Raw genomic sequence first — 13,506 nt, 5'->3', positions numbered from 1 at the left:
CTCAGGTCGGATAGAGGCAGAAAAGCCGCCAGAGGCGGCCGCTTGGGGGAAAGGGATTTCCATGGCGCATCACCGCTTGATGAGCTTGAGCGCTTGCTTGACGCGCTCGGGCTCGGCACGGCGCGCCTGGTAACGCGATTCGTCCCAGATATCGAAACGGCTGATCTGCCCTTCGACGACGACGCGGCCGTTGAGCAGGCCGGATTCTTCGCGCAGCCACTGCGGCAGCACAATGCGGCCCTGGCCGTCGAGTTCGACGGCGACCGAGCGGCCGATGATTTCCTGCTTGAGCAATTCGGCCTGCTCGCTGTCTTCGAGGCTTTGGATCTGCTCGGCCAAGCGGGCGAATTCGGCCGACGGGAACACTTCGAGATGCGGCTTGCCATCGTGGGAAAACGGAGTCAGGTACAGCGGGCCGGCGTCGGATTTGGCGAGCGCATGCCGAAACGAGGCCGGGACCGCGACACGGCCCTTCTCGTCCAAGGAAACGGCATACCAGCCTGAGAACACCGAGCACTCACTTTGGACCGCAGCCGGTCCACCCGCCTGAGAAAGTCGTTACGGAAGCAACCCCCCGCTCCAAACAATGTTTCAAAGCCTCAAGCCCGCCGAATTCACCACTCGATGGTTTTGATGCCCCACTTTGCCCCACTCCGCGCCACTATATTCCACGGCCTTGGTGCGCGCAACCGAAATACCAAGCCGAAACAAGGGCTTGAGCTTCAGGTGGGATTCAGGACTTCTGGGGGAAAGACTGACGAAAAAACAGCCACTTGCGCCAACTTCCTGAAGTGGAAGTCAGCTCGTGGCGTTCGATGGGGATTCGAAAACGAAAAAAGCGAGTCGGCCTATAAGCCGGGTTCTGTCTGGAGTCTTGCGACCCCTCAACAACCATTCCTCTAGGCTGCACGTCGCCGTGCAGCTCCAGCAGCCTACCCGGTGAGCGCGTGGGCCACGCGTTGCGATCTTGCGACCGCGTCCCACCCTATTTGGCCTTGCTCCGAACGGGGTTTACCGTGCCGGTCCATTGCTGGACTCGCGGTGCGCTCTTACCGCACCGTTTCACCCTTGCCTGATCCCGCTTGCGCGGGCCATCGGCGGTTTGCTCTCTGTTGCACTGGCCGTAGGCTCGCGCCTCCCAGGCGTTACCTGGCGTTCTGCCCTATGGAGCCCGGACTTTCCTCCCCCGTCTTGCGACGGCGGCGGTTGTTCGGCCGACTCGGCGCGGAGTCTACTGCAGCCGCCGCCTTATTCCGAGCCGCCCGAACTACCGAGCTCCATCGCGAGCGCGTAGAGCTCGTTCTTGCGCGCCCCGGTCAGCTCGGCGGCGACGCGCGCCGCTTTGGCCGGCGACAGCTCCTTGAGCAGCACGCGCAGCAGGCGCAGCTGTTCGGTCTTGCCGGCGCTGGCAGCCGGTGCGCCCTCGATCACCAGCACGAACTCGCCGCGCCCGCGGTTGCTGTCGGCCGCGAGCCAGGCCACCAGCTCGGACGCCGGCAGCAGCACGCTCTGCTCGAAGCGCTTGGTGATCTCGCGCGCCAGGCAGACGCGGCGCTCGGGGCCGAGTTCGGCGACGAGGTCGTCCAGCGTCTCGGCAATGCGATGGCTCGATTCGTAGAAGATCAAGGTCTGCGGCAGGCCGCCGAGTTCGCGCAGGCGTTCGCGGCGGGCGGATTGCTTGTGCGGCAGAAAGCCGGCGAAGCAGAAGGCGTCGCTGGGCAGCCCGGCCAGCGACAGCGCGGCGATCGCGGCGCACGGCCCCGGCACGGCGATGACCGGAATCCCGGCCTCGCGCGCGGCCCGCACGAGCACGAAGCCCGGGTCGGAAATCAGCGGCGTTCCGGCATCCGAGATCACCGCCACCGCGCGGCCCTCGCGCAACTGGGCGAGCACGTCGGCGACGGCACGGTCTTCGTTGTGCTCGTGCAAGGGGCTCAGCGGCCGCTGGATGCCGAAATGCGCGAGCAGGCTGCCCGAGGTGCGGGTGTCCTCGGCGCAGATGCGATCGACTCCGCGCAGCACCGCCTGGGCGCGCGGCGACAGATCGCCGAGGTTGCCGATCGGCGTCGCCACCACATAGAGATGGCCGGGCGCGACGGCGTTTTCGGCAGTGCTGGAAGAAAGCTCGGACATGGGAACTGCAATCCTGGTGCGCAATTGGCGTGCGATACTTTACCGATGCTGCGATCCCGACTTTTCTCAGCGAGCCTGTTCGGGCTCAGCCTCGCACTGGCCAGCGCCCTGGGCACCTCCAGCGCCGCGGCCGATCCCCAGCCCGCAGCCGAGCAGGCGTTGACCGCCGCCGAAGCGGCGATCAACACCGACAACGACAAGCTCGCCGAAACCTGGCTCAGCCGGATTCCGGCCGGCTCGCTGACGATGCCGCAGATGGCGCGCGCGCAGATCGTGCGCGCCGATATCCTGCTCAAGCGCGGCCAGCCGATGCCGGCCCTGCAAACGCTGCCGAGCAGCTCCGACCATGTTCCGCTCTACGCGGCGCAGATCGAACAGCTGCGTGCACAGGCCTTGTTCGCGCTCGGCGATCCGGTGGCGGCGGTGCGTGCGCTCGTGCAGCGCGAACGCTTTCTGCAGAACGACCCGGCCGCGCTCGCCGAAAACCGCGACCAAATCTGGAACGGGCTGATGCGCAACCCGCCCGAGGCCAACGACCTGCCGAAATTCGCCGCCCAGAACACGGCGACGCGCGGCTGGCTCGAGCTGTTCCAGAACTGGCGCCAAGGCTCGATGGCGAACTACAACTCCTGGAGCGCGAAATTTCCCGGTCATCCGGGCAATGCGCGCATCGCGGGCTTCACGGCGCGCCCTGCGCAAACGCCGGCCGTCGCGACGCCGGCAGCGCCCTCGCCCCTCGCGTCTGCACCATCGGCCGCCCTGCCGCCGGGCGCGGCGAACGGTTTCTCGGCCGCGCCGGCCCCAGCCGGCTACCCGCCGGTATCTGCGCCGGCGCCGATCAGCAATGCGCCGCTGCAGGTCTACGCGGGCAACCGCAGCGGCAACGGCATTGCCCTGCTGGTCCCGCTCAGCGGCCCGCTGGCCGCGACCGGTGAAGCGGTGCGCGTCGGCTTCATGGCTGCAGCGAACAAGGGTGGAGCCGGCGGCGGCATTCGGGTCTACGACAGCGGGGCTGACGCGAGCCAGGCGATCGGCGCGTACCAGACCGCGCTGAGCGAAGGCGCCGGCGTGATCGTCGGCCCCCTCGTCAAGGAAGCCGTCGCCGCGCTCGCCCGCATGGGCCCGCCGGCGGTTCCGCTGCTGGCGCTCAACGCGCTCGACGCGAATCAGCCGGCTCCCGCGAATTTTCTGCAGTTCGGCCTCGCCCCCGAAGACGAAGCCCGGGCTGCGGCCACGCAGGCCATCGCCCAGAACCGTCGCCGGGCGCTCGCGCTGGTTCCATCCAGCGAATGGGGCAATCGCGTGCTGATCGCGTTCCGCGAGCAGTTCACCTCGCTCGGCGGCACCGTGGTGTCGGCCGAGGCCTTCCAGTCCGGCTCGCCCGATCCGTCGAAGGTGGTCAAGAAGCTCATGGCGCTCGACGCGAGCGAAGGCCGGCACAAGGCGCTGACCGCGGTGCTCGGCAAGAACACCGAGTTCGATGCGCGCCGGCGCGAGGATGTCGATTTCATCTTCCTCGCCGCCAAGCCCTCGGACAGCTATCTGATCCTGCCGCAGCTGCGCTTCTACCGCGCGAGCGGCCTGCCGATCGTGAGCACCTCGCTGATCTATGAAGGCCGCGGCATCGACTGGCAACGCATGAGCGTCTGCGACATGCCGTGGATGCTCGAAACCCAGGGCCAGTGGGCGCAGGCGCGCAGCGAAGCGGCGGCGATGGACGCGGGGCCGATGCGAGACTACCCGCGCCTGGTCGCACTCGGTGGCGACGCGTTTCGCGTCGCCAACCGCCTGCTCGCCAACAATCTGCATGCGGGCGACCGCATCGACGGGGCGAGCGGCCGGCTCGTGATCGGCGGCGATGGGCGCATCGCGCGCGAACTCGGTTGCAGCGCGCCGATGAACACGGCGGTCGCCAGCTCGGCGCCCTGATTCAAGATGAAGGGCGCAGATGCCGAAGACCTCGCGCTGCGCCATCTGCAGGCAAAGGGGCTGACGCTGCTGCAGCGGAATTTCCGCGCTCGCGGCGGCGAGCTCGATCTGGTCATGCGCGAGCGCGGCAAGCCCGACACGCTCGTGATCGTCGAAGTGCGCAAGCGTGGCAACGCACGCTACGGCAACGCGATCGAGACCATCGGGGCAACCAAGCGGCAACGCATCGTGCTAGCAGCGCGCTGGCTGCTCGCATCGAATGCGAAATTCGCGGACATGCCGGTGCGTTTCGATGTCATCGCGCTCGATTCGACCGATCGCATCGAGTGGATACGCGGGGCTTTCGACGCCGATTGACGGCGTCGCGGCGGCTATTTGACGACGCGCAGGTTCGGCCGGCCCGGACGCGGCGGCTTGCTCGGCTCGTCGGGTGGCCGCGGAGTATCCGTCGGCTTGCCGTCACCGGATTCGGGCGGCTCGACTTCTCCGAACACGATGCCCTCGCCGTTCTCGCGCGCGAACACCGCGAGCACCGCGCCGCTGGGCACCTGCACGTCGAACGAGCGTCCCGAAAAGCGCGCAGAGAACCAGATCGGATCGCTCTGCACGTCGAGGTTCTGCACCGCCATCGGGCTCACGTTGAGCGTGATGCGCCCTTCCTGCACGTACTCGCGCGGCACCACCACACCCGGATAATCGGCCGACACGAGCAAGTGCGGCGTGTGGCCGTTGTCGGTCGCCCAGTCGTAGATAGCGCGGATCAGATAAGGACGGCGAGAGCGAAAAACCGGCATGGGATCGTGCGAAATCGGTGGTGGCTGCAGCGAAGCCGAGTGTAGTCGGTTCCGCCGCTCAGCGTGACGCCTGCATGACCTTGGCCACCGCGGCGCGGGCGAAGGCACGCTGCGCGTAGCGACGCAGCGGATCGGCCGAGGGCGGCAAATCGAGCTTGATCTCGGCGATCTTCCAGAACAATGCCGTCCAGGCGCTATCGACGATGGAATGATCCTGACCGAGGAACCAGCTGCGGCCACCGAACAGCGGCGCGCTGGCGACGAGTCGTTCGACGAGCCGTTTGCGCGCATCGCGACCGCTCGCGCTGGTCGGGTTCTCGGCGGCCGGCAGCAACGGATACAGATCGGCCTCGATGCGATCGAGCACCATGCGCAGGCGGGCGCGCTGGGCTGGATCGGGCGGCATCATCGGCGGATGCGGATAGCGCTCGTCGAGGTATTCGACGATCACGCGCGCCGGATAGATCACCGTGTCGCGATCGGCGAGTGTGGGCAAAGCATGGGTCGGATTGAGCAGGGCGAGGTCTTCGCTCGGACGTCCGGGCCGCTCGATCTGCAAACGGGCACCGTCGACGTCCTTCTCGGCGAGCACCAGCCGCACCCACAGGCAGGCCACCGCGCCGGCGCTGTAGAACAGTGTGATACCGGAATTGGCCGCGGGCTTGTTCGGCGGCACGTATTTCGTTTTGGCGCGCAGAGACATCCCGGGACTCTAGGCGATCACTGGGCAAAAAGTCGACAGCACGGCAGGGCCAAAAACGAAGAAGCCGCTACGGAGGATTCCATAGCGGCTTCTGGCAAAGCGATTTTCAGACGGACATCAGTGCTTGATGTCGCGCCAGAATTCCTTCTTGAGGAAGTAGCAGAGCGTCAGCAGGATGAGCAGGTAGAACATCGCCTTCGGGCCCACGCCCGTGCGGATGCTCTTGCCCGGCTCGGCCGCGTAGGCCATGAAGTTCACGAGGTCGCCGACGAACTTCTCGTACTGGTCGGGCGTCAGGCTGCCCGGCTGCACGAGCTTGAGCGGCACGCCGTGGTGCTCGCCACCGCCGTCGGCATGCCCGCCTTCGCCGTGATCGCTGGGCTCGGCGTGTTCGTCGAGCTTGACCTGCCAGCCCTGCAGCGCCCACAGCACGTGCGGCATCGAGGCGTTCGGCAGCACGAGGTTGTTGACCCCGAGCGGACGCTTGGCATCGACATAGAACGTGCGCAGATAGCTGTAGACCCAGTCGGCACCGCGAGCACGCGTTTCGAGCGTCAGATCGGGCGGCGTCTGGCCGAACCAGGCCTTGGACGCTTCGGCCGGCATCGACGACAGGATCATGTCGCCCGGCTTGTCACTCGTGAACATCAGGCTGCTCTTGAGCACATCGTCCGGGATGCCGAGATCCTGGCCGATGCGGTTGTAGCGCAGGTACTTCATCGAGTGGCAGCCCGAGCAGTACGCCATGAAATCACGCGCACCACGCTGCAGCGAAGCCAGGTTCGAAGTATCGGGCGTGTAGCTGTAAGGCAGCGCATGACCACCGGCGGCGAACGCCGAACCGGAGACGACCAGACCCGCAAACGCGGTCAGCAATTTGGCGAAGCGCTTCATCCCGTCACCCTTTCCGGCACCGGCTTGGATTTTTCGAAGTTATGAATGAACAGCAACGAGAAGAAGAACGCGAAGTAGTACACCGTGCCGATGCGCGACAGCATCGTGTACAGCACGCTGGTCGGCTGCATGCCGAGGTAGTTCAGCATGACGAAGTCGATCGCGAAGATCAGCGTGAGCAGCTTGGTGAGATTGCCCTTGTAGCGGATCGACTTGATCGGGTTGCGATCGAGCCAAGGCAGCAGGAACAGGATCAGCACGGCACCGAACATCACGATCACGCCCGGCAGTGCGGAGCTGAACATCGACGGGGTCGCACGCAGCATCGCGTAGAAGGCACCGAAGTACCACGCCGGCGTGATGTGCTCGGGCGTGACCAGCGGGTTGGCTTCCTGGAAGTTCGGCTTCTCGAGCAGATAGCCGCCGCCGTCCGGAGCGAAGCAGATCACTGCGACGAAGATGATCAGGAACATCGCCACGCCGACCAGATCCTTGACCGTGTAGTACGGGTGGAAGCCGATGCCGTCGAGCGGAATCTTGGTCTCCGGATCCTTGTGTTTCTTGATCTCGACGCCGTCGGGGTTGTTGGAGCCCACTTCGTGCAGCGCGATCAGATGCGCGACCACCAGGCCCACGAGCACGAACGGCAGCGCCACCACGTGCAGCGAGAACAGGCGGTTGAGCGTGGCGTCGGATGGGATGTAGTCGCCCTGCACCCAGACCACGATGTCAGGACCGATGAACGGAATGGTTCCGAACAGCGAGATGATGACCTGCGCACCCCAGTAGCTCATCTGGCCCCAGGGCAGCACATAGCCGGCGAAGGCTTCGGCCATCAGCACGAGGAAGATCAGGCAGCCGAACAGCCAGATCAGCTCACGCGGCTTCTTGAACGAGCCGTAGATGAGTCCGCGGTACATGTGCATATAGACGACGATGAAGAAAGCCGAGGCGCCCGTCGAATGCATGTAGCGGATGACGTTGCCCCAGGGCACGTCGCGCATGATGTACTCGACGCTGCCGAAAGCCTCGGCCGCGCTGGGCTTGTAGTGCATCGCCAGGATGATGCCCGAGAGCAGCTGGTTGACGAGCACCAGCAGCGCGAGCGATCCGAAGTAGTACCAGAAGTTGAAGTTCTTCGGCGCGTAATACTCGGTGAGGTGATCGCGCCAGAGCTTGGTGAGCGGGAAGCGGTCGTCGATCCAGCCGAGGAAGCCGGTGGTCTTGTAGGGATTGGGTACGATGGCCATTGCTGTCTGCCCTGTCGGTTAGGCCGCAGCCTGGTCTTCGCCGATCACCACCGAGTTGTCGCCTTCGAACTTGTAAGGCGGCACCACGAGGTTGGTCGGCGCCGGAACGCCACGATAAACGCGGCCGGCGAGATCGAACTTGGATCCGTGGCAGGGGCAGTAGAAGCCGCCCTGCCAGTTCGGCGCGATTTCCGGAGCCGGATGATCCGGGCGGAAGGTCGGCGAGCAACCCAGGTGGGTGCAGGAGCCGACCATGACCATGATGTCGGGCTTCACCGACCGGGTTTCGTTCTGCGCGTACTTGGGCTGGTGATCGACGGTGGATTCCGGATCGGCCAGGTCGCCCTTGACCTTGGCGAGACTCTCGACCATCTCGGGCGTCCGCTTGATGATCCAGACCGGCTTGCCGCGCCAGGCCAGCGTGATCATCTGACCGGCTTCGAGCCCGGCGATGTCAGCCGTCACCGGCGCGCCGAGCGCCTTGGCTCGTTCACTGGGCTTGAGGGAGGCCAGGAAAGGCCACACCACCGCACCCACGCCCACAGCGCCCACGCCTGTCGTGGCGAGGGTCAGGAACCGGCGTCGACCGGTATCCACACCTTCATTGCTCATCGCAACATGTTCCATTTTTAGATAGGGCCAAGGATTGAAAAAGCGAATAACGGCCTGTCTGGTATTGACGTCTCGACGCAGCGATACCGGCGTTCATGTGCCAGGACATGCTGCGGAACTCCCCCTAAGACGCACTAAAGCCGATCGATTATAAAGCCCTATTGCGCCGGACGTAACCCATAAATGCGACGGTTGTAACCCGGAATGTCACCCGTCGGCGACAGCCGTCGCTCCATCCGCGTGACACCCGGATCGCCCGCTCAGCTGCCCGCGCTGAGCAGCGCCTCGAGTTCATCGGCACCCTCGGCCTGCGTGATCATGCGGTCTAGCAGCTGCGACACCTTGCTGCGCAGATCGCCGATCGAAGATTCGCGGACCACGCGCTTGACCTCGAGCAGGCTGGTCGGGTGCATCGAGAACTCGGTCAGGCCGAGCCCGAGCAGCAGCCGCGTATAACGCGGGTCGCCCGCCATTTCGCCGCACATCGACACGTCGATGCCGGCCGCGGCACCGGCCTGGATGGTCAGGCGCACGAGCTGCAGCACCGCCGGGTGCAGCGGGTCGTAGAGATAGTTGACCTCGTCGTCGACGCGGTCGATCGCCAGCGTGTACTGGATCAGATCGTTGGTGCCGATCGAGAAGAAGCGGGCGTGCCGGGCGATCATCGAGGCCGCGATCGCGGCGGCGGGCACTTCGATCATCGCCCCGATCGGCGGCGAGGCGATGACCAGGCCCTGCTGGCGCAGCTCCTCGCGACAACTTTCGATGATCGCCGCCGCCTGCCGGAACTCGGCGAGGTTGGAGATCATCGGCAGCATGATCTTCATCTGCCCGTGGTGAGCGGCTCGCAGCAGGGCGCGTACCTGCGTGCGGAACATCTCCTGGTCCTTGAGACAGAGCCGGATCGCGCGCAGGCCGAGCGCCGGGTTGTTCGGCGTCGGGCCGTGACTGCGCCCCGAATCGACCTGCTTGTCCGCTCCGAGATCGAGCGTGCGGATCGTGATCGGCCCTTTCACGGCCGACACCACGCGCGAATAAGCGTCGTACTGCTCGTCCTCGCTCGGCTGGCCCTTGCGATTCATGAACAGGAATTCGGTGCGGTACAAACCGACGCCCTCGGCGCCGTTGGCCGAAGCCACCGCCGCATCTTCGGGCAGCTCGATATTGGCGTGCAGGTGCACGCGAATACCGTCGACCGATTCGGCCGGCATGTCGCGCAGCTGGGTCAGGCGCTTCCGGTGCTGGACCTGCTGTTGCTGGCGTCGCCGATAGAAAGCCGTCGCCAGCACTTCGGGATCGGCCAGCACATGGCCGCTTTCGCCGTCGACGATCAACTGCTCACCCTCGCGCACGAGCCGGCGCGCGTTGTGCAGACCGACCACGGCCGGAATGCCGAGGCTGCGCGCGAGAATCGCGGTGTGCGACAGCGGGCCGCCGTATTCGGTGACGAAGGCGACCACCGATTGCTGCGCGAGCAGGATGATGTCGGCCGGCGTGATGTCGTCCGACAGGATCACCGTAGGCTCGGTGATCGCATCGCTTTTGAGCGTGAGCTGGCGCTCGCTCTTGAGCAGCACGCGCAGGATGCGATCGCAGACGTGCTCGACATCGTCCCGGCGCGTTCGCAGATACGGGTCTTCCATCTGGTTGAACACCGCGATCAGCGCATCGCGCGCCTTCTGCAGCGCCACCTCGGCATTGCTGCGATCACTGCGGATGCGCGCCACCGTCGCATCGGTGATCGAGCGATCGTCCATCATCAGCAGATGGGTATCGATGAAGGCCGCGATATCGCCCGGCGTGCCGAGCGGAATACGCGCCCTCACCTCGCGCAGCTGTTCCTTCGCGCGACGCTGCGCGCCGTAGAAGCGCACGACCTCGCCTTCGACATCCGCCGCCGCCAGCGTGTATTCGGGAATCTCGAGCTCGTCCGAATGCAGCTTCTGCGCGCGGCCGATCGCGATGCCGCGAGAAACCCCGATGCCGGAAAGCCAGAGGCTCATTACGGGAGACGAGAGACGGGAGACGGGAGACGTAGAAGCAAAGGCGGAGGAGCGAGTCCACAGAGCGGCCTTTGCGTCTCCCGTCTCCCGTCTCCCGTCTCCTGGCTGTTCACGCCTCTTCTCCGAAACGGTTGGCGATCAGCGCCTCGAGCTCTTCGAGCGCCTGCCGTTCGTCCTCGCCCTCGGCGATCAGCGTGATCTGGCTGCCTTGCGCGGCGGCCAGCATCATCACGCCCATGATGCTTTTGCCGCTGACTTCACGCTGATCCTTGCGCACACGCACGTCGGCCTCGAACTTGGAAGCCAGCGTGACGAACTTGGCCGCGGCGCGTGCGTGCAGACCCAGACGATTGACGATGGTGACGCTGCGTTCCATAAGAATTCCCTTATCGCCTCATGCGATGCGCGGGCACAGCATGATGCCCTTCTGTCCGCCTTCCACGGCGGTCTGCGCCATCGCGTCGAGCGAGAGCGCCGGATAGTTGAAAACCCTCACGAGCATCGGCAGGTTCACGCCGGCGACGACGAGCGTGCGCTGCGCATTCGCGGCGAGCTTGTTGGCGATGTTCGCGGGCGTCGAGCCATATGCGTCGGTCAAGACGAGCACGCCCTGCCCTTCGTCGAGACGTTCGATCATGCGCAGCCCCTGGCGCAGCAACACGTCGGTAGCCTGCACGCAGCGCACTTCGAGCACGTCGGTCTTCAGCGTCAGTTCGCCCAGCATGTCGGTCATCGTCTCGAGCATCAGATGCCCGAGCTTGCCGTGCGTGACGAGCAGAAGGCCGATGCTCACGACAATTCCCGGTGCTTGTGCAGAACCTGATCGAAGCGCCCGCTGAAACGTTCGGCAAGCCGCTCGACGATGTAGACGCTGCGATGCTGGCCGCCGGTGCAGCCGATCGCGACCGTCAGGTAGGCGCGATCCTGGGCGCGAAAAGCCGGCAGCCAGGTTTCGAGAAACTTCGCGATGTCGTCGATCATCGCGGTCACCGGCGTGTGGCTCTTGAGCCATTCGCCGACCTTCGGATCGCGGCCGGTGAGCTTGCGCAAGCCGGGCTCCCAATGCGGGTTCGGCAGGCAGCGCACGTCGAACACATAGTCGACGCCCGTCGGCGTTCCGTTCTTGAAGCCGAACGACAGGAACAGCACCGACAGCTTGCCTTCGACCGCTTCGGCCATGCGCTGGTACACCGCCTCGCGCAGCTCGTGCAGGTTCATGCGCGAGGTGTCGAGCGGCTCTTCGGCTGAATTGGCGATCGGCTGCAGCAGCTGGCGCTCCTTGCGCACCGCTTCGAGCAGCGACAGCTTGCCGCTCGACAGCGGATGCTTGCGCCGCGTCTCGCTGTAGCGGCGCAGCAGCACGTCGTCCTCGGCGGTCAGGAACAGCACGCGCACGTCGACGCCCTTGGCGCGCAGCTTGGCGAGATAGCTCGGAAAGCGCCGGATCTGCGCCTCGGACTCGCGCGCATCGATGCCCAGCGCGAGCCGCTCGAAACGCTTGCCCGAGCGCTTGGCCATGGCGCGACGCATCATCGGCTCGATCAGCGCGAGCGGAATGTTGTCGATGCAGTACCAGCCGACGTCTTCGTACTGTTTGAGCGCGACGGTCTTGCCCGCACCGGACAAACCGCTGACGATCACGAGCTTCATGGGTTTTTCGAGGCCTCGATAGCGCGATGCTGGCGACGAATGAAATCTTCGGCCGCATCGTAGCCCGAACGCTTGAGCTTCTGATCGCGGCAAGCCGCCTCGGCCAGCGCCGCCAGATTGTGTCCGACGCGGATCGGCAGCGCGATCTCGGGTACTTCGACGCCGAGCAGCGTACGTGCATTGCGCTGGCCGTAGACGCGATCGGGCACGCCGCTGATCTCGGGCGGCAGCAGGCGCAGCACCAGGTCGAGCGGGCAACTGCGCAACAGGCTTTCGGCGCCGAACATGCGTCCGATGTTGAGCACACCGAGTCCGCGCACTTCGAGAAAGCCCTCGATCAAGGCCGGGCAGCGGCCGATTGGCTGGCCTTGCGGGTCGAGCACGAATTCGGCGGCATCATCCGCGATCAAGCGATGGCCGCGCGACAGCAGCTCCAGTGCGAGCTCGCTCTTGCCGACGCCGCTGCTGCCCGAGAGCAGCACGCCGAGATCGAATATCTGAATGAAGACGCCGTGCAGGGTGACCGAGGCGGTCGCGCCGGCGCTCATCGGGGCTCGGATCAGTTGGAGCCGTAGCCCGACAGCAGCGAATACAGCGCCTTGTCGTCCGAAGCCGAGCGCAGCTTGGCGCAGAAATCTTCGTCGGAGAACATCTCGGCGATCGCGGCCAGATGCTTCAGGTGCGCTTCGGTCGCGCTTTGCGGAACCAGCAGGCCGAACACCAGATCGACCGGGTTGCCGTCGTGGGCATCGTAGTCGACCGCCTGCTTGAGCCGCATGAAAGCGCCGACGCTGGTCTCGACGCCGGCGACACGGCCGTGAGGAATCGCGACGCCGTGGCCCAGGCCGGTGCTGCCGAGCTTTTCGCGGCCGGTCAGGCTCGTGAACACCTCCGCCGAGGTCAGCGTGCCGGTGCCTTTGGCGAGCAGCGCGGAAAGTTCTTCGAGCGCCTTCTTCTTGCTGGTCACCGAAGCTCCGTAAGAGACCCGGTCCGCACTCAGAATTTCGCTCAATTTCATCGATTCGCTCCTGTGGAAGCCCGGGATTCTAGCCCAACTGGGGCTAACGGAATCGCCTGGGCGGATCATGGGCTGCGCAGACGAAAAAGCCCCGCCCGGCTCGCGCCGGACGGGGCTCGCTGCAACATCGCTCACTCGGGCTGGGCTTCCTGGAACGGCATGCGCTTGGCGGCCTGCTTCACATGGTGATCGCGCAGCTTTTCCTTGTGGCGGCGCGTCTGCTGATCGAGCCGGTCCATCAGCACGTCGATGGCGGCGTACATGTTGTCTTCGACGGTCGCCTCAGCGTGGAGATCGGCACCGCTCGCGTGAACCGTGGCTTCGGCCTTATGTCGCAGCTTTTCGACCGACAACACCACATCGGCGTTGATGAGATGGTCGAAGTGGCGCTCGATCCGCTTGATCTTGGTGGTGACGTAGTCGCGAAGCGGCGGCGTCAGATCGAGGTGATGGCCGGAGATGTTCAGGTTCATCGTGAGTGACTCCTTTACGTTCGAGCCGACATTGGCTCGGGGATAGC

General features: G+C 65.3%; 16 protein-coding genes and 1 other RNA gene. 2 read left to right on the top strand and 15 right to left on the bottom strand.

Annotation, left to right across the window (positions count from 1 at the left end; translation table 11 throughout):
* Window positions 1-69 precede the first annotated feature (69 nt).
* The 3 genes from WQQ_RS13140 to rsmI all read right to left on the bottom strand — a co-directional run bounded on the left by WQQ_RS13140 (window position 70) and on the right by rsmI (window position 2,133).
* Window positions 70-510, bottom strand: coding sequence for a division/cell wall cluster transcriptional repressor MraZ (locus tag WQQ_RS13140; protein WP_007185686.1), 441 nt, complete (start codon window positions 508-510; stop codon window positions 70-72).
* 325 nt (window positions 511-835) lie between these two features.
* Window positions 836-1,222: RNase P RNA component class A (gene rnpB, locus WQQ_RS23210), an RNA gene on the bottom strand.
* Between the two features lie 26 nt (window positions 1,223-1,248).
* The gene (gene rsmI / locus WQQ_RS13135) at window positions 1,249-2,133 is read right to left on the bottom strand and encodes a 16S rRNA (cytidine(1402)-2'-O)-methyltransferase (RefSeq protein ID WP_007185685.1); all 885 of its coding nucleotides are present in this window, start codon (window positions 2,131-2,133) and stop codon (window positions 1,249-1,251) included.
* 45 nt (window positions 2,134-2,178) lie between these two features.
* Here rsmI and WQQ_RS13130 point away from each other — a divergent pair, with 45 nt between their 5' ends.
* On the top strand, window positions 2,179-4,062 hold the full coding sequence (locus WQQ_RS13130) for a penicillin-binding protein activator (protein ID WP_007185684.1): 1,884 nt from the start codon (window positions 2,179-2,181) through the stop codon (window positions 4,060-4,062).
* Between the two features lie 6 nt (window positions 4,063-4,068).
* Window positions 4,069-4,419, top strand: a complete 351-nt coding sequence (locus WQQ_RS13125; protein ID WP_007185683.1) for a YraN family protein — start codon at window positions 4,069-4,071, stop codon at window positions 4,417-4,419.
* Between the two features lie 14 nt (window positions 4,420-4,433).
* Here WQQ_RS13125 and WQQ_RS13120 read toward each other — a convergent pair whose 3' ends face one another.
* The 12 genes from WQQ_RS13120 to hpf form a co-directional block, all read right to left on the bottom strand.
* Window positions 4,434-4,856 (bottom strand): ClpXP protease specificity-enhancing factor, encoded by a 423-nt coding sequence (locus WQQ_RS13120; RefSeq protein WP_007185682.1) that lies wholly within the window; start codon window positions 4,854-4,856, stop codon window positions 4,434-4,436.
* Between the two features lie 58 nt (window positions 4,857-4,914).
* Window positions 4,915-5,559, bottom strand: coding sequence for a glutathione S-transferase N-terminal domain-containing protein (locus WQQ_RS13115; protein ID WP_007185681.1), 645 nt, complete (start codon window positions 5,557-5,559; stop codon window positions 4,915-4,917).
* A 117-nt stretch (window positions 5,560-5,676) separates the two neighbouring features.
* The gene (locus WQQ_RS13110) at window positions 5,677-6,453 is read right to left on the bottom strand and encodes a cytochrome c1 (protein WP_007185680.1); all 777 of its coding nucleotides are present in this window, start codon (window positions 6,451-6,453) and stop codon (window positions 5,677-5,679) included.
* Window positions 6,450-7,703 carry a cytochrome b gene (locus tag WQQ_RS13105; protein ID WP_007185679.1) on the bottom strand — a complete coding sequence of 418 codons (1,254 nt, stop codon included), beginning with the start codon at window positions 7,701-7,703 and terminating at the stop codon, window positions 6,450-6,452. The genes WQQ_RS13110 and WQQ_RS13105 overlap by 4 nt, the downstream gene beginning before the upstream one ends.
* Before the next feature lie 18 nt (window positions 7,704-7,721).
* Window positions 7,722-8,315, bottom strand: a complete 594-nt coding sequence (gene petA, locus WQQ_RS13100; RefSeq protein WP_007185678.1) for a ubiquinol-cytochrome c reductase iron-sulfur subunit — start codon at window positions 8,313-8,315, stop codon at window positions 7,722-7,724.
* 260 nt (window positions 8,316-8,575) lie between these two features.
* Window positions 8,576-10,318 (bottom strand): phosphoenolpyruvate--protein phosphotransferase, encoded by a 1,743-nt coding sequence (gene ptsP / locus WQQ_RS13095; protein WP_007185677.1) that lies wholly within the window; start codon window positions 10,316-10,318, stop codon window positions 8,576-8,578.
* A 109-nt stretch (window positions 10,319-10,427) separates the two neighbouring features.
* Window positions 10,428-10,694 carry an HPr family phosphocarrier protein gene (locus WQQ_RS13090; protein ID WP_007185676.1) on the bottom strand — a complete coding sequence of 89 codons (267 nt, stop codon included), beginning with the start codon at window positions 10,692-10,694 and terminating at the stop codon, window positions 10,428-10,430.
* Window positions 10,695-10,712: 18 nt separating this feature from the next.
* Window positions 10,713-11,111 (bottom strand): PTS sugar transporter subunit IIA, encoded by a 399-nt coding sequence (locus tag WQQ_RS13085; protein ID WP_007185675.1) that lies wholly within the window; start codon window positions 11,109-11,111, stop codon window positions 10,713-10,715.
* Complete coding sequence (gene rapZ, locus WQQ_RS13080) at window positions 11,108-11,968, bottom strand: RNase adapter RapZ (RefSeq protein WP_007185674.1); 861 nt, start codon at window positions 11,966-11,968, stop codon at window positions 11,108-11,110. Before rapZ ends, WQQ_RS13085 begins: the two co-directional genes overlap by 4 nt.
* On the bottom strand, window positions 11,965-12,516 hold the full coding sequence (locus tag WQQ_RS13075; RefSeq protein ID WP_007185673.1) for a hypothetical protein: 552 nt from the start codon (window positions 12,514-12,516) through the stop codon (window positions 11,965-11,967). The genes rapZ and WQQ_RS13075 overlap by 4 nt, the downstream gene beginning before the upstream one ends.
* A gap of 11 nt (window positions 12,517-12,527) precedes the next feature.
* Window positions 12,528-12,986 carry a PTS sugar transporter subunit IIA gene (locus WQQ_RS13070; protein WP_007185672.1) on the bottom strand — a complete coding sequence of 153 codons (459 nt, stop codon included), beginning with the start codon at window positions 12,984-12,986 and terminating at the stop codon, window positions 12,528-12,530.
* Between the two features lie 131 nt (window positions 12,987-13,117).
* Window positions 13,118-13,459: a ribosome hibernation-promoting factor, HPF/YfiA family gene (gene hpf / locus WQQ_RS13065; protein ID WP_007185671.1), complete on the bottom strand. Its 342-nt coding sequence runs from the start codon at window positions 13,457-13,459 to the stop codon at window positions 13,118-13,120.
* Between the last annotated feature and the right edge of the window lie 47 nt (window positions 13,460-13,506).

The sequence above is a fragment of the Hydrocarboniphaga effusa AP103 genome, from assembly GCF_000271305.1.
Classification (GTDB): domain Bacteria; phylum Pseudomonadota; class Gammaproteobacteria; order Nevskiales; family Nevskiaceae; genus Hydrocarboniphaga; species Hydrocarboniphaga effusa.
This window is presented reverse-complemented; position numbering and strand designations above follow the sequence as displayed.

Bases quoted from the DNA above. Each gene is read 5' to 3' on its own strand.
- rsmI (WP_007185685.1), bottom strand. From the start codon at position 2,133: ATGTCCGAGCTTTCTTCCAGCACTGCCGAAAACGCCGTCGCGCCCGGC.
- WQQ_RS13130 (WP_007185684.1), top strand. From the start codon at position 2,179: ATGCTGCGATCCCGACTTTTCTCAGCGAGCCTGTTCGGGCTCAGCCTC.
- WQQ_RS13125 (WP_007185683.1), top strand. From the start codon at position 4,069: ATGAAGGGCGCAGATGCCGAAGACCTCGCGCTGCGCCATCTGCAGGCA.
- WQQ_RS13120 (WP_007185682.1), bottom strand. From the start codon at position 4,856: ATGCCGGTTTTTCGCTCTCGCCGTCCTTATCTGATCCGCGCTATCTAC.
- WQQ_RS13115 (WP_007185681.1), bottom strand. From the start codon at position 5,559: ATGTCTCTGCGCGCCAAAACGAAATACGTGCCGCCGAACAAGCCCGCG.
- WQQ_RS13110 (WP_007185680.1), bottom strand. From the start codon at position 6,453: ATGAAGCGCTTCGCCAAATTGCTGACCGCGTTTGCGGGTCTGGTCGTC.
- WQQ_RS13105 (WP_007185679.1), bottom strand. From the start codon at position 7,703: ATGGCCATCGTACCCAATCCCTACAAGACCACCGGCTTCCTCGGCTGG.
- petA (WP_007185678.1), bottom strand. From the start codon at position 8,315: ATGAGCAATGAAGGTGTGGATACCGGTCGACGCCGGTTCCTGACCCTC.
- ptsP (WP_007185677.1), bottom strand. From the start codon at position 10,318: ATGAGCCTCTGGCTTTCCGGCATCGGGGTTTCTCGCGGCATCGCGATC.
- WQQ_RS13090 (WP_007185676.1), bottom strand. From the start codon at position 10,694: ATGGAACGCAGCGTCACCATCGTCAATCGTCTGGGTCTGCACGCACGC.
- rapZ (WP_007185674.1), bottom strand. From the start codon at position 11,968: ATGAAGCTCGTGATCGTCAGCGGTTTGTCCGGTGCGGGCAAGACCGTC.
- WQQ_RS13075 (WP_007185673.1), bottom strand. From the start codon at position 12,516: ATGAGCGCCGGCGCGACCGCCTCGGTCACCCTGCACGGCGTCTTCATT.
- WQQ_RS13070 (WP_007185672.1), bottom strand. From the start codon at position 12,986: ATGAAATTGAGCGAAATTCTGAGTGCGGACCGGGTCTCTTACGGAGCT.
- hpf (WP_007185671.1), bottom strand. From the start codon at position 13,459: ATGAACCTGAACATCTCCGGCCATCACCTCGATCTGACGCCGCCGCTT.